The organism is Vibrio sp. 10N.239.312.D08, assembly GCF_041466145.1.
GTDB classification, from domain to species: Bacteria; Pseudomonadota; Gammaproteobacteria; order Enterobacterales; family Vibrionaceae; genus Vibrio; species Vibrio crassostreae_C.
Window position 1 is genome coordinate 17,480 of sequence record NZ_JBFSSD010000036.1, and the last position, 24,094, is coordinate 41,573.

Annotated in this window: 26 protein-coding genes; 15 read left to right on the forward strand and 11 right to left on the reverse strand. The window is 44.9% G+C overall.

The window, feature by feature from the left end; all coding sequences use genetic code 11:
- The first annotated feature begins 104 nt into the window (after window positions 1-104).
- The 5 genes from accD (at window position 105) to purF (ending at window position 5,014) form a co-directional block, all read left to right on the forward strand.
- On the forward strand, window positions 105-1,031 hold the full coding sequence (gene accD, locus AB6D58_RS17520; protein ID WP_017062348.1) for an acetyl-CoA carboxylase, carboxyltransferase subunit beta: 927 nt from the start codon (window positions 105-107) through the stop codon (window positions 1,029-1,031).
- 42 nt (window positions 1,032-1,073) lie between these two features.
- Window positions 1,074-2,336 (forward strand): bifunctional tetrahydrofolate synthase/dihydrofolate synthase, encoded by a 1,263-nt coding sequence (folC, locus tag AB6D58_RS17525; RefSeq protein WP_017062347.1) that lies wholly within the window; start codon window positions 1,074-1,076, stop codon window positions 2,334-2,336.
- The gene (locus AB6D58_RS17530) at window positions 2,337-2,912 is read left to right on the forward strand and encodes an SPOR domain-containing protein (protein ID WP_017070741.1); all 576 of its coding nucleotides are present in this window, start codon (window positions 2,337-2,339) and stop codon (window positions 2,910-2,912) included.
- A gap of 61 nt (window positions 2,913-2,973) precedes the next feature.
- A complete protein-coding gene (locus tag AB6D58_RS17535) occupies window positions 2,974-3,465 on the forward strand; it encodes a CvpA family protein (protein WP_009848678.1) in 492 nt (163 codons plus the stop codon).
- A gap of 34 nt (window positions 3,466-3,499) precedes the next feature.
- Window positions 3,500-5,014: an amidophosphoribosyltransferase gene (gene purF / locus AB6D58_RS17540; protein ID WP_017062345.1), complete on the forward strand. Its 1,515-nt coding sequence runs from the start codon at window positions 3,500-3,502 to the stop codon at window positions 5,012-5,014.
- Window positions 5,015-5,137: 123 nt separating this feature from the next.
- On the opposite strand, the gene AB6D58_RS17545 is transcribed toward purF, so the two are convergent.
- The gene (locus tag AB6D58_RS17545) at window positions 5,138-6,013 is read right to left on the reverse strand and encodes a LysR family transcriptional regulator (RefSeq protein ID WP_017062344.1); all 876 of its coding nucleotides are present in this window, start codon (window positions 6,011-6,013) and stop codon (window positions 5,138-5,140) included.
- A gap of 228 nt (window positions 6,014-6,241) precedes the next feature.
- Between AB6D58_RS17545 and AB6D58_RS17550 the strand changes: the two genes are divergently transcribed.
- From AB6D58_RS17550 to recR, 7 genes are all read left to right on the forward strand, one after another.
- The gene (locus AB6D58_RS17550; protein ID WP_372157904.1) at window positions 6,242-7,345 is read left to right on the forward strand and encodes a response regulator; all 1,104 of its coding nucleotides are present in this window, start codon (window positions 6,242-6,244) and stop codon (window positions 7,343-7,345) included.
- 148 nt (window positions 7,346-7,493) lie between these two features.
- On the forward strand, window positions 7,494-7,631 hold the full coding sequence (locus AB6D58_RS17555; RefSeq protein ID WP_017067606.1) for a hypothetical protein: 138 nt from the start codon (window positions 7,494-7,496) through the stop codon (window positions 7,629-7,631).
- Between the two features lie 74 nt (window positions 7,632-7,705).
- On the forward strand, window positions 7,706-8,077 hold the full coding sequence (locus AB6D58_RS17560; protein WP_029225617.1) for a YbaN family protein: 372 nt from the start codon (window positions 7,706-7,708) through the stop codon (window positions 8,075-8,077).
- A gap of 161 nt (window positions 8,078-8,238) precedes the next feature.
- Complete coding sequence (gene apt / locus AB6D58_RS17565) at window positions 8,239-8,784, forward strand: adenine phosphoribosyltransferase (protein WP_017062340.1); 546 nt, start codon at window positions 8,239-8,241, stop codon at window positions 8,782-8,784.
- 18 nt (window positions 8,785-8,802) lie between these two features.
- A complete protein-coding gene (gene dnaX, locus AB6D58_RS17570) occupies window positions 8,803-11,031 on the forward strand; it encodes a DNA polymerase III subunit gamma/tau (protein WP_102320048.1) in 2,229 nt (742 codons plus the stop codon).
- Between the two features lie 152 nt (window positions 11,032-11,183).
- Window positions 11,184-11,513 (forward strand): YbaB/EbfC family nucleoid-associated protein, encoded by a 330-nt coding sequence (locus AB6D58_RS17575; RefSeq protein WP_017062338.1) that lies wholly within the window; start codon window positions 11,184-11,186, stop codon window positions 11,511-11,513.
- A 78-nt stretch (window positions 11,514-11,591) separates the two neighbouring features.
- Window positions 11,592-12,191, forward strand: coding sequence for a recombination mediator RecR (recR, locus tag AB6D58_RS17580; RefSeq protein ID WP_019823189.1), 600 nt, complete (start codon window positions 11,592-11,594; stop codon window positions 12,189-12,191).
- 66 nt (window positions 12,192-12,257) lie between these two features.
- Here recR and aqpZ read toward each other — a convergent pair whose 3' ends face one another.
- Window positions 12,258-12,947: an aquaporin Z gene (aqpZ, locus tag AB6D58_RS17585; RefSeq protein ID WP_372157907.1), complete on the reverse strand. Its 690-nt coding sequence runs from the start codon at window positions 12,945-12,947 to the stop codon at window positions 12,258-12,260.
- A gap of 93 nt (window positions 12,948-13,040) precedes the next feature.
- Window positions 13,041-13,289 carry a YkgJ family cysteine cluster protein gene (locus tag AB6D58_RS17590; RefSeq protein WP_017059389.1) on the reverse strand — a complete coding sequence of 83 codons (249 nt, stop codon included), beginning with the start codon at window positions 13,287-13,289 and terminating at the stop codon, window positions 13,041-13,043.
- Window positions 13,290-13,448: 159 nt separating this feature from the next.
- On the opposite strand from AB6D58_RS17590, the gene AB6D58_RS17595 reads away from it, so the two are divergent.
- Window positions 13,449-13,886: a YcgN family cysteine cluster protein gene (locus AB6D58_RS17595; RefSeq protein ID WP_017059388.1), complete on the forward strand. Its 438-nt coding sequence runs from the start codon at window positions 13,449-13,451 to the stop codon at window positions 13,884-13,886.
- A gap of 105 nt (window positions 13,887-13,991) precedes the next feature.
- Here AB6D58_RS17595 and AB6D58_RS17600 read toward each other — a convergent pair whose 3' ends face one another.
- The 6 genes from AB6D58_RS17600 to gap form a co-directional block, all read right to left on the reverse strand.
- On the reverse strand, window positions 13,992-15,878 hold the full coding sequence (locus AB6D58_RS17600; protein ID WP_017063436.1) for a BCCT family transporter: 1,887 nt from the start codon (window positions 15,876-15,878) through the stop codon (window positions 13,992-13,994).
- 122 nt (window positions 15,879-16,000) lie between these two features.
- Window positions 16,001-16,354 (reverse strand): hypothetical protein, encoded by a 354-nt coding sequence (locus tag AB6D58_RS17605; protein WP_017059386.1) that lies wholly within the window; start codon window positions 16,352-16,354, stop codon window positions 16,001-16,003.
- A gap of 275 nt (window positions 16,355-16,629) precedes the next feature.
- Window positions 16,630-17,583, reverse strand: a complete 954-nt coding sequence (locus AB6D58_RS17610; RefSeq protein ID WP_017059385.1) for a ChaN family lipoprotein — start codon at window positions 17,581-17,583, stop codon at window positions 16,630-16,632.
- Window positions 17,584-17,658: 75 nt separating this feature from the next.
- Window positions 17,659-18,474, reverse strand: a complete 816-nt coding sequence (rlmA, locus tag AB6D58_RS17615; protein WP_017059384.1) for a 23S rRNA (guanine(745)-N(1))-methyltransferase — start codon at window positions 18,472-18,474, stop codon at window positions 17,659-17,661.
- 111 nt (window positions 18,475-18,585) lie between these two features.
- Window positions 18,586-19,470 (reverse strand): D-hexose-6-phosphate mutarotase, encoded by an 885-nt coding sequence (locus AB6D58_RS17620; protein ID WP_372157909.1) that lies wholly within the window; start codon window positions 19,468-19,470, stop codon window positions 18,586-18,588.
- A gap of 242 nt (window positions 19,471-19,712) precedes the next feature.
- On the reverse strand, window positions 19,713-20,708 hold the full coding sequence (gap, locus tag AB6D58_RS17625; protein WP_017059382.1) for a type I glyceraldehyde-3-phosphate dehydrogenase: 996 nt from the start codon (window positions 20,706-20,708) through the stop codon (window positions 19,713-19,715).
- 319 nt (window positions 20,709-21,027) lie between these two features.
- Here gap and msrB point away from each other — a divergent pair, with 319 nt between their 5' ends.
- A complete protein-coding gene (gene msrB, locus AB6D58_RS17630) occupies window positions 21,028-21,465 on the forward strand; it encodes a peptide-methionine (R)-S-oxide reductase MsrB (RefSeq protein ID WP_080582205.1) in 438 nt (145 codons plus the stop codon).
- A 175-nt stretch (window positions 21,466-21,640) separates the two neighbouring features.
- On the opposite strand, the gene AB6D58_RS17635 is transcribed toward msrB, so the two are convergent.
- Window positions 21,641-22,447 (reverse strand): DUF2989 domain-containing protein, encoded by an 807-nt coding sequence (locus AB6D58_RS17635; protein WP_017059380.1) that lies wholly within the window; start codon window positions 22,445-22,447, stop codon window positions 21,641-21,643.
- 113 nt (window positions 22,448-22,560) lie between these two features.
- Between AB6D58_RS17635 and AB6D58_RS17640 the strand changes: the two genes are divergently transcribed.
- Window positions 22,561-22,842 (forward strand): YeaC family protein, encoded by a 282-nt coding sequence (locus tag AB6D58_RS17640; RefSeq protein ID WP_010437067.1) that lies wholly within the window; start codon window positions 22,561-22,563, stop codon window positions 22,840-22,842.
- 143 nt (window positions 22,843-22,985) lie between these two features.
- Here AB6D58_RS17640 and ansA read toward each other — a convergent pair whose 3' ends face one another.
- Entirely contained in the window at window positions 22,986-24,002 is a 1,017-nt protein-coding gene (ansA, locus tag AB6D58_RS17645) for an asparaginase (protein ID WP_017063439.1), read from the reverse strand.
- Window positions 24,003-24,094 lie beyond the last annotated feature (92 nt).

Sequence of the window (24,094 nt, forward strand, 5' to 3'; positions counted from 1 at the left end):
TTTTTATCTACAGTCGCTGTTTTATGTGCTTTAATTCCCACGCATAATTCCCAAATTTATTTCTTTCGCAATCAAGCGGAAGAATCGAAACAAAAAGGTCTTCCATGAGTTGGCTTGAAAAGATTTTAGAAAAAAGCAACATCGTAACATCTCGTAAAGCGTCTATCCCTGAGGGTGTTTGGACGAAATGTACTTCTTGTGAGCAGGTTCTGTACCATGCTGAACTAGAGCGTAACCTAGAAGTATGTCCAAAATGTGACCATCACATGCGCATGAAAGCACGTCGTCGTCTGGATACATTCCTAGACAAAGGTGAGCGTGTTGAACTAGGTGCTGATCTTGAGCCACAAGACAAGCTGAAGTTTAAAGACTCTAAGCGTTACAAAGAACGTATCTCTGCTGCTCAAAAGAACAGTGGTGAAACAGACGCATTAGTTGCAATGAAAGGCGAACTATTGGGTTTACCTATCGTAGCGTGTGCTTTTGAATTCTCATTCATGGGCGGCTCAATGGGTTCTGTTGTTGGTGCTCGTTTCGTGAAAGCGGTAGATGCTGCTATCGAGAACAACTGTGGTTTAGTGTGTTTCTCTGCAAGTGGTGGTGCTCGTATGCAAGAGGCATTGATGTCTCTAATGCAAATGGCGAAAACCAGTGCTGCGCTTGAGCGTTTATCTGCGAAAGGCCTACCGTTTGTTTCAGTTATGACTGATCCAACAATGGGTGGTGTTTCTGCAAGTTTGGCAATGCTTGGCGATATCAATATTGGTGAACCAAAAGCACTGATCGGTTTTGCTGGACGTCGTGTAATCGAACAAACGGTACGTGAAGACCTTCCTGAAGGTTTCCAACGCAGTGAGTTCCTACTAGACCACGGTGCTATCGACATGATTGTTGACCGTCGTGAGATGCGTCAGCGCGTTGCAAGCCTTGTTGCTAAAATGACCAACCAGCCTTCACCATTAGTAGTTTCTGTGAACGATTCACCGAATGAAGCTACTTATGAAGTACCAGAAGCGCCAGAAAAAGGGTAAAGTACCTTCTAACAAACCAACTTAATTATGGTTATGAGTTAGATGAGTCAACAACCTATTCCTCAAGCCACATCCTCTTTGGAGATGTGGCTTGATTATTTATCAAACATCCACACAAGCGCTATTGATCTTGGATTAGACCGAGTTCAGGCCGTCGCCTCTAAGGCAAACCTCACCAAACCTGCTCAACATGTTATTACTGTTGCCGGAACCAATGGCAAAGGCTCAACATGTGCACTGATGGAAGCGATTCTATTGGACGCTGGTTACTCAGTTGGTGTCTACAGCTCTCCTCACTTAATTCGCTATAACGAACGTGTTCGTATCAACGGCCAAGATCTATCTGATGAAAAGATGGTTCAGTCTTTCGATTTCATTGAGAAAGAGCGTGGCGAAATCAGCCTGAGTTTTTTCGAATATGGCACTTTAGCGGCGTTACGTGCATTTCAAACTGAAGCGGTTGATGTTGTGCTTTTAGAAGTGGGTTTAGGCGGGCGTTTAGACGCGACCAATATCGTTGAGCATGATGTTTCTGTGATTACTAGTTTGGCTGTCGACCATGTTGACTGGCTAGGTGATGACATCAATGTGATTGGTTTTGAGAAAGCGGGCATTTATCGTAGCGGTAAACCCGCTATCTGTGGTCAACCCAAGCCACCGGCAACGGTTGCAGCGCACGCTGATGACATTAAGGCTGAGTTCTACCAAGTCGGTATTCAATACACTTATGATGTTGACGGTGATACGTGGAACTGGCGCAGTGGTGCATTCCAACTAGAATCGCTACCTATTCCAAGCCTGCCGTTACCTAACGCTGCAACAGCGTTGATGGCATTGGGCACATCAGAGCTTAGTATTAGCGACGTGAACGTGGTTAACGGCATGAAGAATGCGCAGCTTCCAGGTCGTATGCAGCAAATTAGCGAACAACCCGTGATTGTGCTTGATGTGGCGCACAACCCGCATTCTGCTGAGTACTTTGCGCAGCAAGTCGCGAAGAAGTATGCAGGCAAAAATTTACACGTTGTAGTCGCCATGCTTCATGACAAAGATATCCCCGCGACATTGGAAGTATTAGCTCCAATAACAACACATTGGTACCCAGCTTCGCTGAACGGCCCACGAGCCGCAACAGCCGCTGAATTGTGTCAAAGCTTACCTGAAGGTGTAGAGCGGTATTCAAACCCTGTTGTAGCGTTTGAAGCGGCTTTAGCTTCTGTTAAAGGTGACGATGTTGTGTTGGTTGTCGGTTCTTTCCATACAGTGGGTGAAGTGTTGGAGCATTGGCAGAAAAAAGGAAACTAAATGGCAAGTAAATTCCAAAGCCGGTTAGTCGGCACCATCATTTTAGTGGCCATTGGCGTGATTGTATTGCCCGATGTGCTGGATGGTAAGAAGCTCCACTACAAAGAAGAGTTTGCAAGCATTCCAATTAAGCCTGAGCTTGATAGTAATGTTGAAGTGTTTGAAGTACTCGATCCCGTTGAAGATCAGATAGCGCTACCGGATTCTCCGGTTGAGCAAGTGGTTGAAAGTGGTCGTACTGATAATTCAAACACGCAAACCGCGTCTTCTTCTAATGATAAAGAAGCAGACAAAGTGGCAGTTGTGGTTAAGCCGATACCTGAAAAAAATGAATACCAAGACAGTGCTTGGATTATTCAATTGATGGCTTTGAAGAATGCTGACAACGCAAAAAACGTTGTTAAGGATCTGCAAAAGCGCGGTTATCAGGCTCACACCAAGCAAGAAAAAACTTTTACGCGAGTAATTATTGGCCCGGATGTCTCTAAATCCAAACTTGAGCGACAAATTAAGGAATTAGAAAAAATTACGGGTTCAAAAGGCCAGTTGCTCAAATTTAAACCGTTAAATCCATAAGAAAACGTTTGCGTCAGCATTTTTTCTGTTAAAATGCGCGCCAACTTAAGATGAAGAATTCATGAATTGGTTAGATTTTGTCATTTTAGGCGTGATCGGCTTCTCTGCCGTGATCAGTTTAGTTCGTGGTTTCGCTAAAGAAGCCTTGTCACTCGTTATTTGGTTTGGAGCATTTTTTATTGCTAGCCAGTACTACGCTAAATTAGCGATGTACTTCACCAATATCGAAGATGAGATGTTTCGAAACGGAACTGCGATAGCAGCATTGTTTGTTGCAACGTTAGTTGTGGGTGCCTTAGTTAACTATGTCATCGGTCAACTAGTTCAGAAAACAGGCCTGTCAGGTACAGACAGAATCCTCGGTGTCGTCTTTGGTGGCTTACGTGGTGTTTTGATTGTTTCTGCAGTGTTGTTTTTCATGGATGCGTTTACTGCATTCCCAAGTTCTGAGTGGTGGAAGAATTCGCAATTGGTTCCAGAATTTAGTCGAATCATTGCGCCGTTCTTCGAGCATTTACAAGCAACATCTAGTTTCTTATCTGGCGCGCTCTAGCGCCAGTTAATGTCGAAAAATCGAGGATTAGGACATGTGTGGTATTGTTGGAATCGTGGGTTCAACACCTGTAAACCAGTCTATTTATGACGCTTTAACGGTATTGCAGCATCGTGGCCAAGATGCCGCTGGTATTTGTACCATAGAAAGCAATCGTTTCCGTCTGCGTAAGGCGAACGGTTTAGTAAAAGATGTTTTTGAAGCAAAACACATGCAGCGCCTACAAGGTGAAGTTGGTATTGGCCATGTTCGTTATCCTACTGCGGGTAGTTCAAGTGCGTCTGAAGCTCAGCCTTTCTACGTAAACTCTCCTTTTGGCATTACGTTGGCGCACAACGGTAACCTGACGAACGCAAACGAAGTTCGTGAGAAGTTGTTCGAAAAAGACCGTCGTCATGTAAACACAACCTCTGACTCTGAAGTTCTACTGAACGTATTAGCTCATGAGATCGATACTGTTAAAGGTAACGTAACTTCAGATGACGTTTTCCGCGCTGTGGCAAATGTGCATCGTACAATTCGTGGTGCTTACGCCGTAACGGCGATGATCATCGGCCACGGCATGATCGCATTCCGTGACCCACATGGTATTCGTCCATTGTGTCTTGGTAAGCGTGAAGTTCAAGGTAAAACAGAGTACATGGTTGCGTCTGAATCGGTAGCACTCGATGCTGTTGGTTTCGACTTCATGCGCGACGTAGCACCAGGTGAAGCTATCTACGCAACGTTTGACGGTGAGCTTTTCACGAAGCAATGTGCAGACAACCCACAACTAAACCCATGTATCTTTGAGTTTGTATACTTTGCACGCCCAGATTCATTCATCGACAAAATCTCGGTTTACAGCGCACGCGTTGAGATGGGTGAGATGCTTGGTATGCGTATTAAAGAAGAGTACGCAGACTTAGACATTGATGTAGTTATTCCAATCCCTGAAACATCAAACGATATTGCGCTACGAATCGCTCAAGCGATCAATAAGCCATACCGTCAAGGTTTCGTGAAAAACCGCTATGTTGGCCGCACATTCATCATGCCAGGTCAGCAACAACGTAAGAAGTCGGTTCGCCGTAAGCTCAACGCAATTCGCTCTGAGTTTAAAGGTAAGAACGTTCTTCTGGTTGACGATTCTATCGTTCGCGGCACAACATCAGAGCAGATCATTGAGATGGCTCGTGATTCTGGCGCAAATAAGGTCTTCATGGTTTCAGCTGCTCCAGAGGTTCGCTTCCCTAACGTTTACGGCATTGATATGCCGAGCGCGACAGAGTTGATTGCTCATGGTCGTGATAACGAAACGATTTGTAAGCAGATTGGCGCAGACGCCTTGATTTTCCAAACGCTACCAGATCTGATTTCTGCAGTGGGCATGGGCAATCAAGACATCTCTCGTTTTGATACTTCTGTATTTAACGGCGAGTATGTAACGGGCGATATCGACCAAGTGTACCTAGATTTCCTAGACTCTTTGCGTAATGACGACTCAAAGGTTCAGCGTGAGATTCAACAAGATCTTGCTAACTTAGAGTTACACAACGAAGGCGCTTAGTTAGAGCGTTTCGTCAGTAATAAAGAGTTTTTGCCAGCAATGCTTCATAATTGCTAGCGATACAGAAAATAAAAAACCAGAGCATCGGCTCTGGTTTTTTGTTTATAGAGAAGGGGATTGACCTTAATGAATGTGGTATGCGATCACAAAATCAATAAACAATCTCACTTTCTCTGGTAGATGGTCTTTGTGGTTATAAAGCATGTAAATATCACGAGGGTTAGCGCTCCAGTCTTCTAAGACTTGCACTAAGCTGCCATCTTCAATGTATTCACGAATCATCACGTCAGGCATCAGGGTGATACCTAGGCCTTCTGAGCACGCTTGTCTTACGACATTAAGCGCATTGGCGTTGAAACGGCCTTTCTCGCTATTCACCACCGTCTCTTCATTCGAATTACTCAGCTGCCACTTAATCAGCGGGTAGCCTTTGAGTAGCGAATGGTTCGCTAGCTCTTCAGCATGGCTTGGAGCTGGGTTCTTCGCTAAGTACTCAGGGCTCGCGATAAGAATATCTTTGACTTCACTGATTTTTCGAGCGATTAGGCTTGAATCACGCTGAGGGCCGACTCGGAAAATTACGTCCCACTCCGTTGGATCCAGCTGATCCGCTTGGTTGTTCATCATCAGCTCAATATTGATATCAGGGTATTGAATCATGAATTCACTGAACATTGGCATCATCATGCGCTTGGTCAGGTTTGAGGGTGCCGTAATACGAATCTTACCGGAAGCGCCTTTGCACACGTCAGTTAACTCTTCTGCAGTAGAAGAGAGACGTTGCAACAGCGGAGAGCATTCATTGAAGAAACGTTCGCCTGCCTCTGTTAAAGAAAGTTTACGCGCGTGTCTATTGAGAAGCCTAAGGTTCAAAGAATCTTCTAAGGCTTGGATGCGTCGTGTGATGGTCGCAACCGGAATCATAGTCTTGCGCGATGTTGCGGTGTAGCTCCCATTTTCAACGACGAGTCGAAAGAGGTTTAAATCATCTAATTTCATAAATCCAGACACATTTGTTTACAATCTCATCTAATTTATACGTAACAGTGAGATCAATGTTTGCGTTACGTCAACTCGTTGCACTATTTACAAGTATTCCAACCCTCGTCACGAATTACCAGTAAAGAGTGCAAATTTGTGTATTTAGCATTTTATTACTAAGTTTTATATTAGTTCTTAGAACAGATAACAATAATAATTCGACTTAGTTTTGTGAGGTTATAGATTATGTACAAAACTCACAGTCAGCCAGTAATGACCTCGGCTCAGGAAGTAATTAACCAAAAATGCGTGATGTTGGTTGATGATGATCCTATTTTTCGCCGTATAACCAGCGCGTACCTAGACAAGGTCGGTTATAAAGTGGTTGAGGCTGAAAATGGACTGGACGCTTTGCAGAAACTTAGAGACTCAGCGCCAGATTTAATTGTGTTTGACTTATCAATGCCAATACTTGATGGCATAGAGCTTGTGGAAGAGCTCAGTTTAGAGTACCCGTCACTGCCTATGATCGTTGTGTCTGGCACTGATGACATGTCTGACGTGGCGAAAGCCTTGCGATTTGGTATTAAAGACTTCTTGGCGAAGCCATTAGAGGATCACCGTCACCTAGGAAGTGCGATTGCGAATACATTGACAGATTCGTTCGATAACATTTCAGACCAACGAGATTTTTCGAGCCAATGGTTCTGTGTGGATGATGGGGGAGAGATCCCTGAAGACCAAGAACTGCATTGGCACCTGAATTACCTTCAAGATAACCCAAGCGCAGCAAAAGACTTACTGCATGCGCTGCTTCCAGAGAAAGATACGCGACAAGGCTCATGGCGTTGCAGTTACCGGTTACTGCAATCAACAGAGATGATGCCACTTGTGTTTGACTATGCGTGGATGATGAACGGGCAGTTTGCTTTTTACCTCGTCGATTCATCGTCGTCTGATAATGGCGGCTCCGCGACAACATTGTTAGTGAGAGCGCTGTTCCACGATTACATAAGAAACAGAAAAGATTTTAATGTTGATCTCAAAGATATTGCTGAAATCTTAGAGAAGGGGATTCGTTGCTCTAAATGCTCCACCCCAGTGAATGCCTTGTTTGGTGTTGCTGACCTTGCCGAGGGAACCATCTCCATTTTGCCTGCGGGTCTAGACGGGCAATGGTCGAATGGTGAATTGAATCAATATATTGCAGCAGGTGAGCGCTTGGGTAAGAACTGCAAGAAGAACTTTATTACGCGGGACCTTCCGATCGAACAGGGCTGCCAACTGTCGTTGAGCCTAATTGGAGCGGCAAGTTTTAGTTTAGACATACACCAAGGGTCTACTGATTAACCCTATATTTCCTCGGTTTTTGTGAATAATTGATTAAGGTATAGTTGCGCAAATGGTGTGGCTATGCCTTTTTTGTTAAATGTCGATTTAGCAAAGCGGGTTTGGTTCGCCGGATACTTACCTTCACTAACAAAAACAAGAAACAATCATGGCAGATAACAAAGACTTTCAAGACCCGTTTAATGTATTCTACTTTTTAGGATTTTTAGCCGCATTTTTAATGATTCCATTGCTACCAGCAACACTTACGTTGATCCGTGTATTCAATGGTTACGCAACATTCTAGTTAAGCTGTCGTCGCCGATTGGTGATAGCTAACTCAAGGAGGCCACAATTAGCGTTCGAGTTTTAAGCCTCAATATTGCTGGTGGACTTTGTATATTTCTCGCAGTTCTAGGGATAGTTTTGCCCGTTCTGCCAACCACTCCTTTTCTCCTTCTTGCCAGCGCATGCTTCATGCGAAGCAATCCGAAAGTTCATAAATGGATGCATGAGCACAAAACGCTGGGTCCTTTGCTGAACAATTGGTATCAACACGGTGCCGTCACCAAACAAGTTAAAACGCGTGGCGTATTCTTTATCTTGTTGAGTTTTGCGTTATCCATCTACTTTGCCCCTATCATTTGGGTCAAGGCTTTCCTAATTTGTGTACTTGTTATTCTTCTCACATGGTTTATGCGACTTCCAACCCATGAGTTGGTTGCTGACAGCAAAGAAAATCACTACCATTAAGCCAGTGTGCCTGCTTGTATAGCGGGCGTTTATTATTTCAGCAATCAGAGTTATGACTCTCGTTGCAATGAATACCAATCGTACCTTTCCTTAATTCCGAGCGTTGATGTTTGATTCGTTAACGAGAGTTTGGAAAGCGGCCTAATGAAGTGCATAAGATTATGAACACAGAAAAAATCTCTCTGATCAAAGCAAGCATCAAAAGCATTCCTGATTACCCTAAAGCGGGTATTTTGTTCCGTGACGTAACAAGCTTGATGGAAGATCCAGTAGCTTACAAAGCGACTATCGACCTGCTAGCGGAAACATACAAGGACATGGGCTTTACTAAGATCGTTGGTACTGAAGCTCGTGGTTTCCTATTTGGTGCGCCTTTGGCACTTGAGCTAGGTGTTGGCTTCATTCCTGTTCGTAAGCCGGGCAAGCTGCCTCGTCAAACTGTGGCACAATCTTATGAGCTTGAGTACGGCACCGACACTCTAGAAATCCATACTGATGCTATCGTTGAAGGCGATAAAGTGTTGATGGTTGATGATTTGCTAGCAACGGGCGGTACGATTGAAGCAACAACAAAGTTGATTCGTCAGCTTGGTGGTGTGGTAGAACACGCTGCATTTGTTATTAACCTTCCAGAAATCGGTGGTGACAAGCGCTTACAAGGCTTAGGTCTAGAAGTGTTTAGCATCTGCGAATTCGACGGTCACTAATCCTTTTCGGAATTATTCATGAGCTATCTTGCGTTAGCGCGAAAATGGCGACCAACCAAATTCAAAGAAGTGGTTGGTCAAGCCCATGTTTTAACAGCATTAGAGAATGCCCTTAGCCAGAACAGGTTGCACCATGCATACCTGTTCAGCGGTACACGAGGTGTCGGTAAAACGACCATCGGCCGTTTGTTTGCTAAAGGGCTCAACTGTGAAACAGGCATTACCTCAACACCTTGTGGTGAATGTGCAACCTGTAAAGAAATCGATGAAGGTCGCTTTGTTGACCTACTTGAGATTGATGCGGCATCACGTACTAAGGTAGAAGATACCCGCGAGCTTCTGGACAATGTTCAGTACAAGCCTGCACGTGGTCGCTTCAAGGTTTACCTAATCGATGAAGTCCACATGCTTTCTAGGCACAGCTTCAATGCGCTTCTAAAGACCTTAGAAGAGCCGCCTGAGTATGTGAAATTCTTGCTCGCAACAACGGATCCACAGAAGCTTCCAGTGACTATCTTGTCGCGTTGTTTGCAGTTCCACCTTAAGCCGATCAGCGTTGATAATATTCACGAGCAGCTCGATCATATTCTTGAACAAGAAGATGTGACGTCTGAGTCTCGTGCGCTTGGAATGATTGCTCATGCTGCTGATGGCAGTATGCGTGATGCACTAAGCCTTACAGACCAAGCTATCGCATTAGGTAACGGCAATGTCGTAACAGATACTGTTGCTCATATGCTTGGGACACTGGATACCGACCAAGCTATCCACTTGCTTGAAGCGATTAGCAGTAAGCAGCCGCAACAAGCGATGGCGTGTATCCAAAGCCTTGCTGAGAACGGTGTTGAGTGGGACGGTTTGCTGAATCAGCTTGCGACTCAACTGCATCGTCTTGCGATGTTCCAAGCTTTGCCATCTACACTAGATAAGGCACAGCCTGACGCTGAGAAGCTTGAACTGTTGAGTAAGGCACTAAGCCCTCAAGACATTCAGCTTTACTACCAGATCGTATTGAAAGGTCGTGAAGACTTACCGTTATCGCCAACTGCTCGTGTTGGTATTGAGATGGTAGTTTTACGCATGTTGGCCTTTAGACCTGCTGAACAAGCGGTTGCTACTGCAATCTCGACTCAGTCGGCAAGCCCAGCGCCAGTTCCAGCAGCTCAAGCTCAGAACGTTGCTCAGTCAGTGAGTCAACCTGCGCCAATGGCAGCTCCGAGACAGCCTCAGATGCAACAACAGGCGCCTCAACAGCAAGCTATGCAGCAGCAACCGGTGCAACAGGCTCCGCAGCAGAATCCAGCACAGTATTCAGATTCGCAAGGTTACGCTGATCATTCAGGTAACCAAGGTTATCCAGAACAGGATTACCCGCATAGCCAGTATGACGCGCCTCCTGCTTATGATGAGCGTCCAAGCTACGGTGCAGATCAGCCTCAGCAGCAACAAACGAATTATCAAAACCAGAGCCCGGTTCAACAGCCAAGCGTTGCACCTTCTGCTCCGCAAGAGCAGCCGGCGCGTGCAACTTCGCCTGTGAGTGGTTTACGCCACCAATTACGTTCTCAACGTAGAGGCAGCGCGGCAACAGAAAACAAAGGCTCGGCGCCAAAAAAGGCTAAAGCGACACCAGCTAAAACTTCAGTTCTTGATCGAGTTGCTCAGCAACACGGTGGTTCTGAGCGGGTGTCGCCAGCTTCTTTATCAGCCTCTTCGACAGAAAATGTGACCAACGATAATGAACCTTATCGCTGGAAACCGTCTAAACCTGTAGTGAAAGAGGTGAGCAAAGAGCTTACACCTACTCAGATCAAGCGTGCGTTAGAGCATATTAAGACACCAGAAATGGTCGACAAATTGCTTCAAGAGTCGATTGCTCAAGATGAATGGTCCGCCACGATTCAAAAGCTAGAGACAGCCAAGCTTGTTGAACAGTTAGCATTGAACTCAGTGTTTGCTAAAAACGACACATCAATCACTTTAACGTTAAGAGCGAGCCAAGCTCACTTGAATACGGACCGTGCACAGAGTGAATTATTGCAGTCTCTCAATACTGTGCTTGGAGAAGAGTGTCATTTGAGTGTTGAAATCGGTGATGGTGGAGAAACGCCGCTAGAATTACGAGAAAGGTTGTACCAAGGTAAGTTGAAAGACGCGTTTACCGCTTTAGAAAACGATGCCAACGTACAGTTCATTGAAAGACGTTTTGCCGCTGAACTCGACAGAGACAGCGTTCGTCCTATCTAGAACGTTTTCTTGTTTAGTGACCGGCATATCATCCCAGATAAGCAAACCTGAGAACTGAACATCGAGGGGTTGAATCACACTGTTTTAACCCCCATTTAAGCTCGTATAGCTTAATTAATTTTAATAAACCAATTAGACCAGAGAGTATTAACATGTTTGGTAAAGGCGGTATGGGCAACATGATGAAGCAAGCCCAGCAAATGCAAGAGCGCATGCAAAAGCTTCAAGAAGAAATCGCAAATATGGAAGTTACAGGTGAGTCAGGTGCTGGCCTTGTAAAAGTAACGATCACTGGTAGCCACAGCGTTCGCCGTGTTGATATCGATGAAAGCCTAATGGAAGACGATAAAGAGATGCTTGAAGATCTTATCGCTGCTGCTTTCAACGATGCGGCTCGTCGCGTTGAAGAAACTCAAAAAGAGAAAATGGCTAGCGTAACTGGCGGAATGCAACTTCCACCAGGTATGAAGATGCCTTTCTAAGTAACTTATTCTTAAAGGTTAATTCAGGTGGTGGTTTGTGTTGAACAGGCTATTACTTGAACATTAGAACGGTTAAATATGCGTACCAGTCATATGCTGGAGCATTTGATGGAGGCCTTACGTTGTCTACCTGGGGTTGGCCCCAAGTCGGCGCAGCGTATGGCCTTTCATTTGTTACAGCGCGATAGAAAAGGCGGCCTACAATTGGCTGAAGCTCTTAGCCAAGCAATGACCGAAATTGGTCACTGTAATGAGTGCCGTACTTTTACTGAAGAAGATACTTGCCACATTTGTACCAATCCTAAACGTCAGGAAAATGGTCAAATCTGTGTAGTAGAAAGCCCTGCAGACATTGCAGCAATAGAAGCGACTGGCCAATATTCAGGCCGTTACTTTGTATTGATGGGCCACCTTTCACCACTTGATGGTATTGGTCCAAGTGACATCGGTCTCGATGTTTTGGACTACCGCCTGCGTCGTGGTGATATCTCTGAAGTAATCCTAGCGACTAACCCAACAGTTGAAGGGGAAGCGACAGCGCACTACATTGCTGAGCTATGTAATGCCCATGAAGTGAACGCTAGCCGTATCGCTCATGGTGTTCCCGTTGGTGGTGAGCTAGAGCTGGTGGATGGCACCACGCTTTCGCACTCCTTACTCGGTCGTCATAAGATCTAAAAAAGCCGCTTGGTGAAGCATCACTAAGCGGCTTTTTCTTTTATTGCTTTAGACGTTTTTCAGCGCTTAATCTGAACCTCTCACCGCTTTGTATATCATCGCGCCAATCACGGCACCAATAATCGGTGCAACCCAGAATAGCCACAATTGCGAAACGGCCCAATCACCGACAAATACAGCCACGCCGGTACTTCGAGCAGGGTTCACAGAGGTGTTGGTTACAGGAATACTGATAAGGTGAATCAAGGTCAAACAGAGACCAATCGCAATGGGTGCAAACCCAGCAGGCGCTTTTGAATCAGTTGCGCCCATGATCACGAATAGGAATACCATGGTCATGACCACTTCACAGACCAGTGCAGCGGTAAGTGAATAGCCGCCCGGTGAGTGTTCACCGTAACCATTTGAAGCAAAGCCAGATACCGCAGCGTCAAAGCCTGCTTGGCCTGAAGCAATCACGAATAACACCCCCCCCGCGATAATACCGCCAATGACCTGGGCAATAATATAAGGTGCGACGTCTTTGGCATCAAAGCGACCACCGCTCCAAAGACCTATTGTAACAGCAGGGTTGAGATGACAGCCGGATATATGGCCAATAGCAAAAGCCATGGTGAGTACGGTTAAACCAAACGCGAGGGAAACCCCGAGTAAGCCGATACCTACATCGGGAAAAGCAGCGGCTAAGACGGCACTACCACAACCACCCAACACCAACCAAAATGTACCGAACATTTCTGCGATATACTTATTCATAACTATCCTTATTAATCTTTACCAGTATCAATAAGATAGTTTAGTTCTATCAAAGTTGTGAAATCTTGGGCATATATAAGAAGAAAAGTATTGTTAAGTTATTGCTTCGAGCTCAATAAGGTTATCAAGCGCTTCTTGGTCGGTTTTACCACAAATGACAGGGCAAGCTTTGAATTGGTGACATACCTTCGGGCGTGAAGGTTGACCAAATAATTTGCAGAGATCTTGCTCATTTAATTGGATGCAGCGTACCCCAGCAGGCTTACCATTAGGCATTCCAGGAATAGCAGATGTAATACTTGGAGCGATACAGCATGCTCCACAACCTAGGCGACATTCCATCAAATTAAACTCACTAAATAACAGGGTGCGCGATAGTAGCAAAAAATGATGAGAGTGACAGCTGTTGATTGAATCAAAGAATGAACAATTATTATCCTTGAACTTTTTATGGGCTAGCGGTATAACACGCACCCCAGTAAAAGAGTAAGAAGTAATCCTATGACGAATCCATTTTGGCAAGAAAAGACACTAGAACAGATGACCGAGAATGAGTGGGAATCACTTTGCGACGGTTGTGGTAAGTGCTGCCTACATAAACTAATGGATGAAGATAGCGATGAAGTTTACTACACCAATGTGGCGTGTAGCTGGTTAAACGACAAAACATGTTCGTGTAAAGATTACCCGAACCGCTTCACTTCAGGTGAAGAGTGTTTGAAGCTGACTCGTGACAAGATCGATGAGTTTCACTGGCTACCAGACACTTGTGCTTACCGCCTTTTATCAGAATCTAAGCCGATTCCTGAATGGCACCCGTTGATCACCGGATCAAAAACAGAGATGCATGCAGCAGGTGAAAGCGTTCGTAACAAAGTGGTATACGAAATCGATGTTGTCGATTGGGAAGATCACATCTTGAACCACCCGAACCGCTAGTTAACGAAGACTAGTCAATCACCCGAATAAAAAAAGGCTCACATTTCTGTGAGCCTTTGTCGTATTTAGGAGGGTCCAAATCAATGGACTGTGTCATGGCTAATGTCAAGCAAGCGGTAAGTCTGCAACCACCTGATTGAACGTGATACGAGCATTCTGAGCTTGCTCAGATAACTCGATCTTTTTCGCTTGTGCGGCACTAAGATTACTCTCGGCCTGCTCAAGTGCTTGTTGTAGGTTCTCTGGTAACTCGTGAGTTTCCATTTGTGAACCTTGTTCTAACACATAAGCGCGAATTTCTTTCTTCACTGCGGCAAGTTCTGTGTAAGCAACACGCTCAAGTTCTGCGGCTTCTTGTGCTGCATCTCTTTCTTTCTCAAACTGAGCCAACGCCATACCTTCAGCAGACCAAGGGTCCATGTCTGGCAGTTCTTCGATGTTGATCGTTGGCTCGATATACGCATCTTGATGGCGTAGGTCGAGGTTAGTCGCACGAACCGCTGAAATCATCAGCATCACAGAGATAGCAAGCAGTGGTAAGCCACCAACAATCGCCGCCGTTTGTAGCGTACTTAGACCGCCTAAGAACATTAGAATCGTTGGTAAGAACGACAGAGTAAATGCCCAGAACATACGGTTCCAGCGCATTGGCTCTTCGGTCACGTTATTTTGTACAACAGACGCTAGGATGTATGAGATAGAGTCAAATGTTGTTGCCGTGAAAATGATACACAGCATTGTAAATACAGCGATAACCAGCGTGCTCATTGGTAATTGTGCAAGCATCGAGAAGATAGCTTTGGTTGCGCCTTCCGCATTCAAAATGGCAACGACATCTAGCTCACCAGAAAGCTGCAGTGATAGGCCGTAGTTACCTAAGATCATGAAGAACAGGAAACAACCTAGAGAACCAAAGAAGATCGACCCTGACACCATTTGTTTGATGGTTCTGCCGCGAGAGATACGCGCAACAAACAGACCCATACTCGGTGCAAATACTAGCCACCATGCCCAGTAGAAAATCGTCCAGTCTTGTGGGAAGTGAGTGTTTTCGAATGTACCGTAACCACCAAATGGTTCAGCCCACGTTGCCATCACGAAGAAGTTAGACAGTAGACGACCAATTGAGTCTAAGCCTGTTTCTAACATGAAGATTGTTGGACCCGCGATCAGAACGAAAGCCAGTAGACCCATCGCACCCCAGAAGTTGATGTTACTTAGGATCTTGATGCCTTTTTCCAATCCAGCATAAGATGAGTAAGCAAAAATCGCAGTACACACTAAAAGCACCATCACTTGCGTTAGGTTATTTTTAGGTAGACCAAATAGGTGATTTAGACCTTCAGTGATCAGAGGAGCGGCTAAACCTAATGTTGTTGCAGCGCCGCCTAATAGACCGAAAATGAATAGGATATCAACGATCTTTCCTGGTACGCCTTTACTACGGTGTTCACCAAGAACAGGCATTAATGCGCTTGAAATCTTTAGAACAGGTTGTTTACGTACGTAGAAGAAGTAAGCGATAGGAATTGCCGGGATTAGGTAGATAGACCATGCGATTGGTCCCCAGTGGAATAGGCCGTAGGTCGCAGCCCAGCGTACTGCTTCTTCACTGCCAGGTTCTAGTTGGAAAGGCGGTGATTGGTAGTAGTAAGCCCACTCAATACAGCCCCAATACAAGATACTTGCACCGATACCGCCACAAAATAGCATGGCAGCCCATGATGCAGTTTTAAACTCAGGCTCTTCATCAGCTTCGCCTAGTTTAATTTGTCCCATATCACTGAATACTACGTACACCATAAATGCACAGGCTGCGAGACCTAGAGCAAGATACAGGAATCCGAGTTGATCAGTCATGAATGTTTTCGCAACCGCAATCCAGTCTGCGCCCTGTGCAGGGAACAAAATGAGCGGGAAAACTATCGTGAGTAGGAGTGCTATAGCACCAAAAAAGGTTGGCTTATCGATAAGCTCAAAAGTGTTTTTCACGAGTATTATTCCATTAAAATGAGAGCGGAATTATGGAATGAACTCGTTTTTTAGACCTAATCGGGTCTATTGTCGTAACGATAAATCGCTTTTATTCTAGAGAATGCGATAGGTTGGCAAGGCTAAATGAGTGCGAGAAGAATACCGCCTACGGTTGCCGCTGCGGACAGGTATTGCCCCGCTGAATAAGAACCATCATCTTCTTCTTCAATCTTATCTGGGTGATCCATACCCAAGGCACCATGAGCGAATGACTCAACTTTATCGGTAACTGTCGCGTTTTCTGCTTCGACTTTCTTCGCTTCTTTATCAATTTCTTTTAGGGCAGATAAGAGTGCTTTGCCTTCATCAGAAAGCCTAACCGTATTTTGCTCAACCTTAAGCGGTGTAGGCTTTTCAGCTTCGTTAGCTGAACTCTTAGCGTTCATCTGCGAAGGCGAATACAGCTGAGTATTACTCGTTCCTACTGGCGTCATATAGCTCTCCTTACCTATCCTTAAATATAGTATCGGCAGAGGTGTGAAAAACTTGTGCAATTAATCATCGATAGTGATGTTTTTTTATTCGCACATTACATTTTCGTCTGCTTGGTTAAATCGTCTATTTACTAAGCAAGTCTTGTGCCGATAAGAATGTTTGATTTTAGATAGAGTTAGGATGAATGACGGGAACGTGATCAAGTTGTGACGATGGGCTAATTATCTAGGATTAGCCCATCGACTCTTTAGCTTAGAAGAGTGGTCAACAGATCCTACTCACACTCTAGGCTAGCGCTACGTTTTGACAGATGCTTGTATGCCTTCATTCGGTTCTCTTTCTTTACAAAGCGAGCCGGCGGCGAAAGCACTTCAAGCTGATAATCACCGCTATCCGATGAGATCGCTTCAACCGGGCTGATGATGGCGATTTTTAAATCAGGGTTACGACGTAGAATTGATGCCGCCGTCCCTAAACCACCCTCGGTGTGGAACTTGCCAGCCACGTGAATCACTTGTTTATCAGGGTTTGATGCTAGGTAATCCACAATCGACTCAGCCATGGTTTCGTCCCAGGTAACCTGAGCGGCAAACTGCTTTTCTGTTTGCTCTGGCGTACCGTGATGCATAGAAGCCATGAACTTTTCTTTGTAAGGGCTATCGCCAGTATCCACTTCGGCAGCAATCCATTGGCGTTGCTCGGTCGATAATTGGTCTAGGTAAGGCAATCCTTTACGGCCAATACACTGCACGAATGGCTTTGGTGCATTTGCCGCAATAACATCGACGTCGTTGGCTTTTGCGAACTCAACTAACGCGCGGTAATCACTTTCGTAATTTGGCCAAGCTGCCGCTTGAGACATGAGAATTTGTTCGCCAATTTCGCCGTTTAAGTATTGGTCAAGTGTGGCTTGGTGCTCTCGAGTGAACTGTTCCATTGAAAGCGCAATGTTTGATGTTGCGTTGCGGCGCGCTTTTAAGAAGTCGGTTTGGAAGCGGTGAATGGCAGAATGCGTGTGCCATTCGCCAATTAGAACCACATCAGCGTCAATCAGCTGCTCGGGTAATGCATCGAGAGAAAGTGTTTCGCCTTGTGGAGAAGCGAACTGGTAGTCATAGAATGTGGAAACGGATTCCGTTTGAGCCACTTTTTGAGAAGTGTCTTTTGCAGGTTGACTAGCACAAGCCGTGAGAAGAGTAGCTAATCCGATAAGAATAATACGTTGCATGAAATGCCTCCTTGAAGAACACGCATACTAAAGGAGGCAAGATAAGATTTCAATGCAAACGATAATCAATATCAATTAAATTTGTTTGCGGTACACTCGCAGCATAAAGTCAGCTTCACAGTTGAATTGCTCTGCCTCGGTGAGTTGTAGTTTAAACTCTTCACTCGCCTTCCAAGCAAACGGCGTCATCTGTAGCAGGTCGAATGCATCTGACCCCGATAGTTCCATCATATAGTTTAGTTGCTCTTGATGCTCAAGCGTAAAACCTTCGATCACTTCTGGATCTTCGTCGTGCAAGCGAACGCCATCATAAATTGCATCACGCAGTTGATACAGGTGTCGGCTAGCTGGTGTCACGGTGATCACCACACCATTATCTTTGATGGTGCGTTGTAACTCTTCAGCCTTGCAAGGCGCGTAAATGCGTAGAATTCCGTCTAAGCTGTTTTCAGCAAAGGGTAGGCGATGGCTTGATGCAACTGAGAAGTCGACAGCAGGGTAGCGTTTAGCGGCGTATTTGATAGCAATCTTAGAAATGTCTAGGCCAAAAGTAGCCCCTTTCTTTTCTTGAAGATTCACAGCAATTTCGTTGGTGTAATAACCTTCGCCACAACCAATATCCAATAGGCTAGGCGTCTCTTCTGGTAGATAGCGAGAACACAACGTCACCACCGCTTGGCGCATTGGGTCATAGTGGTTACCTTCAAGGAAGCGACGACGTGCCTGCATCATCTCTTTGTTGTCACCTGGATCTTTTGAGCGTTTGTGGTGCGCAGGCATCAAATTGACGTAGCCTTCTTTCGCTAGGTCGAACTGATGGTTCTTTTCACACTTAAACGTACGATCGTTTTGAGATAAAGGTTGGTGACACAAAGGGCATTGGTAAGTCATGGAGACCTCTAAAGGAGAATAGACAGCGCAAGTGTAACGAGCTAAAACCAAAAAGTAAAAGAGCGACATAAAGCCGCTCAAAAATCGTTTTTTATAACTGTATTTATACGGTTATTGGGCACTAATCACAGTGATCAGTTGGTGGTTTTCACCAGGCTGTAATGTTTTTCCTGCTTCTAGGCTTGGTGCGTGCAGTGTTGATTCAACACATAGCATGGTTAGGTAACCGTCGTCTTGCATGTCGCCCATACCCGCAGCGCCTTCTGCCCACGGGTTCCACAGTACTGCAGAGTTATGACCGTGGTTTTCAACTGTTAGCGTGCGATCCAGCTTCTTGTCAGCAACAAAGATTTGCGCTTCTGGTTGCGTGTAAACGCGGTCAATCGTGTCGGTCAGTACCAGTTCAGATCCACCTTGGCAGTTCTTGCCACCTTGCAGGCTATCAATGTACTCAGCACCCATACCAGTGGTGGTTGTGTTGTGGATATCGCCAACGTTTAGGTAAGTGTGTAGTGCACCAGAGAAAGTCCATGGCTGAGAATCAGTGTTCTTCACGTCCAGCGTTACTTTTAGTTGTTCGCCGATCTCAACATTCAAGCGAGCATCAAACTGATGAGGCCATACTGCTAGCGTCTCTTCGCTTGGCTTCAGACCTAAGCTAACAATCACGCCAGCTTCGCTTTCACGGTGTTCAACCAATTGCCATTCACTTGAACGGGCAAAACCATGTGCTGGTGCTGCAATGCGACCAAACCAAGGCCAACATACTGGAATACCACCACGCAGAGCCGTTTTACCATCGAACTTAGCTTGTTGGCTCATCCAAATTAGGTCTTCTTGACCTTGCGGTTGGAATGACACCACATGGCCGCCAAACAGTGAAATCGCTGCGTTTGCTTTATCGTGGATAACGCGAACCAGTTTTACACCTTCGTGTTCAACGATAGTGACGTTGTCAGAAAGTACCGCCAGTGCAGGTAGAGTAGATAAATCCATTACATGATCCTTCTAAGGAAATTGAATTCAAATGCTGACTAGAGTGATGCTTGTGTTTTCATGAGTAACAAGCAGAGTCAGTATTAGAATTGAATTTTGCGTTTGGGCTATCTTGATGAGCTTAGACAGACGCGGTTTAAAAGATAGCAGGCATTAAAAAGGCGACACTAAGGTCGCCTTTTTCAAAGTCTGCTCAAAACAGCCTTCGCTAATGCTTATCTAAAGCGATTTCTAAAAAGAAATTACTTAGAGATGTGAGCGATTAGGTCTAGAACTTTGTTTGAGTAACCGATTTCGTTGTCGTACCAAGATACAACTTTAACGAATTTGTCAGTTAGAGCAACACCAGCTTTAGCATCGAATACTGAAGTTTGAACTTCACCGATGAAATCTTGTGATACTACTTGGTCTTCAGTGTAACCAAGAACGCCAGCCATTTCGCCTTCAGAAGCTTCTTTCATTGCAGCACAAATTTCTTCGTAAGATGCAGCTTCTTTTAGGTTAACTGTTAGGTCAACTACAGATACGTTAGCAGTTGGTACACGGAAAGCCATACCAGTTAGAAGGCCGTTTAGTTCTGGAAGAACAACGCCTACAGCTTTAGCAGCACCAGTTGAAGATGGGATGATGTTTTGAGAAGCACCACGGCCACCGCGCCAGTCTTTAGCAGAAGGGCCATCTACAGTTTTTTGAGTTGCTGTAGTAGCGTGAACTGTAGTCATAAGACCAGACTCAATGCCCCACTTATCGTTAAGTACTTTAGCGATAGGTGCAAGACAGTTAGTAGTACAAGAAGCGTTAGAAACGATGTCTTGACCAGCGTAAGATGCTTGGTTAACGCCCATTACGAACATTGGAGTTGCATCTTTAGAAGGACCAGTAAGAACTACTTTCTTAGCGCCAGCAGTGATGTGCTTACGTGCAGTCTCGTCAGTTAGGAAAAGACCAGTTGCTTCAGCAACTACGTCTACGTCGATAGCATCCCACTTAAGGTCTTCTGGGTTACGCTCAGCTGTAACACGTACAGTTTTACCGTTAACGATTAGGTTACCGCCTTCAACTTCAACAGTACCGTTGAAACGGCCGTGAGTTGAGTCGTACTTAAGCATGTATGCCATGTACTCTACGTCGATTAGATCGTTAATACCTACTACTTCGATGTCTGCACGCTCTTGAGCTGCGCGGAATACGAAACGGCCGATACGGCCAAAACCGTTAATACCTACTTTGATAGTCATTGTAGTTGCTCCACAACTTAATTTCTGATTAAAGATAACTGGTAGTAAAATTACAGAATCCAGTATACATCTGCAATAGATAATCCGACTTAACTTGTTTAATGTCAAAAAAAAGCGACGCTTTTCTTAACAATTGGGTGTAAGTGATTGAAAATTGACCATTGCAAGTGGCTCTGTACCCTTCCAGTTGGGTAAAATACCCCTAAATGATGATTCACTTATGAGTGTATATGTACAATGTTTCCTGGTGAGAAAGTATGTGCTACAAAACGACTCATATGCAAGCCTTTATAGAAAAAAGTAAATATAATAACTGAGAATGTGGAGAGATATTAACGTGATTCAAAAGGGAGGAAATATGATAAAGCCTGATGAATACTGGCGTGAGCGCCTAACGGACGACGAATTTTCAGTGTGTCGTGAGCGTGGTACTGAAGCCCCATATAGCGGCAAGTTACTGCACAACCATAAGACTGGCGTCTATAGCTGCACATGCTGTGAAAGCCCTTTGTTTCTGTCGGATAACAAATATGACTCTGGGTGTGGTTGGCCAAGCTTTGATGCCCCAGTGAATGATGAAGCAGTACGCTATATAGAAGATCTAAGTCACGGAATGAAGCGTGTAGAGATCCGTTGTACCGCCTGTGATAGCCATTTAGGTCACGTTTTTCCAGATGGCCCGAAGACCACAGGTGAACGGTTCTGTGTTAATTCAGTGTCGTTAATTTTCAACAAAAATGACGAAAGTACGAAATAACTTGTAACTATTGTCTAATCCTTACAGGTCGCATTTGTCGATTTAGGAATGCTGAAACGCCCAAGATTTCAGATTTAACTCTAGTACAAATAAAAACAGCTACCAAAAAGGTAGCTGTTTTTATTTGAAAGCAGGTGAATAAGAAGCTTAAGTAAGAACACTATAAATGAAGCGATCAGTAACTCGGGACGATTGAAGGGCTGTAAATTCCATCCTCAATCGCTTCGACGATGTTATCTGCGTCTTTATTTAGCTTCTTATAGGTTGCCTTGTCGAAATGGTACAACACCGTGAGCTCGGCTTCAGAAGCAATCGGCACGTCAAAGTCTTTGGCAACCATTGCCCAAACGTACGCTTTTTCCATATGTCCCAGGCTGTGGTTGATACTGGCCATCGACTTGAAGATTTCAGTGTTGGCTACCGAGCCATTAGAAAGCGTTAGCGCATTATTGAGTAGCTTAAGTGTCTTTATATGATTGCGGGTGGTATAGAAGGTTGCCAAGGCATATTGCATCTCAGCTGTGTTTAACGCTTCAGAGCCTTCTAGTTGTAGGAAACTGCGTCTGGCATTGGTGTCCCCAGTTTGCGACCACAAGAAGTAAAGCGTTTCCGGTGTATCAGATTTCGATAGCTCATCAACAATGCGCTCAGACTCTTCGATACTGTGCATTAAAGAGGTAAAGCGACGCTCTTGCAGCTTAGATTGATCGATCGTTTCGATCTGTGCCGCGAGCTCTAGGCACTTTTTGTAGGCAGTGACTAATTCGAATTCTTTAATTTTGTTGATTTCGGTGGGTTGCTTCTGAACTTCAAATCGATGCCAGATGAGGTCGGTACGTGCGACACGACATTGCCCATCGTTCATGTTCAATTGTTCACACTGAAGACCCGGATTGCTTTGGCACAGTTGATCGGTATTTTTGTTCCCTTCAAGACACCCAACCAGAGTGAAAGGCAATAGGCTAATCGCCAACCATTTCATAATTTTCATATTCCTTCACTTGTGATCAGATGCACTTATTATTGGTCAGGTTCTTGACTCAATTCTGTTACGGGTTATTTTCTGGTGAAAATTGTTAAAACTAAGGCTTTACCATGGATGCAGAACAACTTCTTAGCGCAATGACACCCGAGGTCTACGAACGTTTAACCTACGCAGTTGAAACGGGTAAATGGCCAGAAGGTACGGCGCTCTCAAAAGAACAGCGCGACTCGTGTATGCAAGCGGTTATGTTATACCAATCTAAACATAACTCTGAAGCTCAACATATGACAATTGCAGCTGGTGGTGAGATTAGCTTTAAATCTAAGTCTGAACTAAAGAAACAGTTTAAGTCAGATCAAGAAGACATTGTTAGGGTTAACCCGAATCATTAAGCTTAAATTACAACAAAGGGGTGGCAATGTGCCACCCCTTTTAGTTTAACTCGTTTATTTATAAGCAATAAAACGATTTAGTTCACGTTAAGCCGCCGTTACTTTCATAGAATAACTGGCTTTAACGTGAATCCTTGAACAGGTTATAAGCTCATCTCACCGCGCAATACTTGTTGCATCTGAGCCTTCACTTCTTCGTAGCCTAGGTTTTGGCTTAATAGATAATGCAACTTCGCCAGTGCCGCTTCTGGTGTCATATCGTAACCACTCACCACGCCCGCTTCTGCTAGTGCACAACCTGTCGCGTAACCACCCATGTTGACTTTACCAGCCAAACATTGAGTTAGGTTCACCACAATAACACCGCGCTCTGAGGCATCTTTCAGGTGCTGAAGCAGTTCTGGGTTTTGTGGTGCGTTACCCACACCGAAAGTAAGCAGAATCATCGCGTTAACAGGTTGTAATAGCGTGTTACGGATAACTTCGTGTGAGATGCCTGGGTACATTGTGATTACGCCGATAGGTTGCGGAGTAATGTTATGAACCTTGAAAGCACCTTTAGGTTGTTCGTTTACCTTTACGTTATTGCTAAGTTGGATATTGATACCCGCTTCTAGCAATGGATTCAGGTTTGGAGACGTAAACGCATTGAAGCCATCTGCGTGTGATTTTGTGCTGCGGTTACCACGCATCAACTTGTTGTTGAAGAACAGTGTCACTTCGTTGATAGGGTAGTTTGCGGCAATGTGTAGCGCATTCAGCAGGTTTGCTTGTCCGTCTGAACGAAGCTCTGCTAGTGGGATCTGAGAGCCCGTAACAATCACAGGTTTGCCGAGGTTTTCAAGCATGAAAGACAGTGCAGAGGCAGTGTAAGCCATAGTGTCTGTGCCATGCAGGATAACGAAACCATCGTACTTATCGTAGTTCGCGCGAATGTCATCAGCGATAGTCTGCCAATCAAGTGGCGTCATATCTGAAGAGTCCATTAATGGAGAGTATTCGTGAATGGTGTACTTAGGCATCTCTGGGCGATGGAATTCAGGCATGCCAGCTAGCTGCTTATCCATGAAACCTGCGACTGGAACATAGCCGTGGTCAATAGACTTCTGCATGCCAATTGTGCCGCCGGTGTACGCGATATAGATGTGTTTTCTTTCCATGGCGATTAATACTTAGTGTGATGTAGGGAACAGGGGGGCGATTATAGCGAATTATCATGCAATAAAAAGAGGCACCTCACACAGAGGTACCC

Bases quoted from the DNA above. Each gene is read 5' to 3' on its own strand.
- accD (WP_017062348.1), top strand. From the start codon at position 105: ATGAGTTGGCTTGAAAAGATTTTAGAAAAAAGCAACATCGTAACATCT.
- folC (WP_017062347.1), top strand. From the start codon at position 1,074: ATGAGTCAACAACCTATTCCTCAAGCCACATCCTCTTTGGAGATGTGG.
- AB6D58_RS17530 (WP_017070741.1), top strand. From the start codon at position 2,337: ATGGCAAGTAAATTCCAAAGCCGGTTAGTCGGCACCATCATTTTAGTG.
- AB6D58_RS17535 (WP_009848678.1), top strand. From the start codon at position 2,974: ATGAATTGGTTAGATTTTGTCATTTTAGGCGTGATCGGCTTCTCTGCC.
- purF (WP_017062345.1), top strand. From the start codon at position 3,500: ATGTGTGGTATTGTTGGAATCGTGGGTTCAACACCTGTAAACCAGTCT.
- AB6D58_RS17545 (WP_017062344.1), bottom strand. From the start codon at position 6,013: ATGAAATTAGATGATTTAAACCTCTTTCGACTCGTCGTTGAAAATGGG.
- AB6D58_RS17550 (WP_372157904.1), top strand. From the start codon at position 6,242: ATGTACAAAACTCACAGTCAGCCAGTAATGACCTCGGCTCAGGAAGTA.
- AB6D58_RS17555 (WP_017067606.1), top strand. From the start codon at position 7,494: ATGGCAGATAACAAAGACTTTCAAGACCCGTTTAATGTATTCTACTTT.
- apt (WP_017062340.1), top strand. From the start codon at position 8,239: ATGAACACAGAAAAAATCTCTCTGATCAAAGCAAGCATCAAAAGCATT.
- dnaX (WP_102320048.1), top strand. From the start codon at position 8,803: ATGAGCTATCTTGCGTTAGCGCGAAAATGGCGACCAACCAAATTCAAA.
- AB6D58_RS17575 (WP_017062338.1), top strand. From the start codon at position 11,184: ATGTTTGGTAAAGGCGGTATGGGCAACATGATGAAGCAAGCCCAGCAA.
- recR (WP_019823189.1), top strand. From the start codon at position 11,592: ATGCGTACCAGTCATATGCTGGAGCATTTGATGGAGGCCTTACGTTGT.
- aqpZ (WP_372157907.1), bottom strand. From the start codon at position 12,947: ATGAATAAGTATATCGCAGAAATGTTCGGTACATTTTGGTTGGTGTTG.
- AB6D58_RS17590 (WP_017059389.1), bottom strand. From the start codon at position 13,289: ATGGAATGTCGCCTAGGTTGTGGAGCATGCTGTATCGCTCCAAGTATT.
- AB6D58_RS17595 (WP_017059388.1), top strand. From the start codon at position 13,449: ATGACGAATCCATTTTGGCAAGAAAAGACACTAGAACAGATGACCGAG.
- AB6D58_RS17605 (WP_017059386.1), bottom strand. From the start codon at position 16,354: ATGACGCCAGTAGGAACGAGTAATACTCAGCTGTATTCGCCTTCGCAG.
- AB6D58_RS17610 (WP_017059385.1), bottom strand. From the start codon at position 17,583: ATGCAACGTATTATTCTTATCGGATTAGCTACTCTTCTCACGGCTTGT.
- rlmA (WP_017059384.1), bottom strand. From the start codon at position 18,474: ATGACTTACCAATGCCCTTTGTGTCACCAACCTTTATCTCAAAACGAT.
- AB6D58_RS17620 (WP_372157909.1), bottom strand. From the start codon at position 19,470: ATGGATTTATCTACTCTACCTGCACTGGCGGTACTTTCTGACAACGTC.
- gap (WP_017059382.1), bottom strand. From the start codon at position 20,708: ATGACTATCAAAGTAGGTATTAACGGTTTTGGCCGTATCGGCCGTTTC.
- msrB (WP_080582205.1), top strand. From the start codon at position 21,028: ATGTGGAGAGATATTAACGTGATTCAAAAGGGAGGAAATATGATAAAG.
- AB6D58_RS17635 (WP_017059380.1), bottom strand. From the start codon at position 22,447: ATGAAATGGTTGGCGATTAGCCTATTGCCTTTCACTCTGGTTGGGTGT.
- AB6D58_RS17640 (WP_010437067.1), top strand. From the start codon at position 22,561: ATGGATGCAGAACAACTTCTTAGCGCAATGACACCCGAGGTCTACGAA.
- ansA (WP_017063439.1), bottom strand. From the start codon at position 24,002: ATGGAAAGAAAACACATCTATATCGCGTACACCGGCGGCACAATTGGC.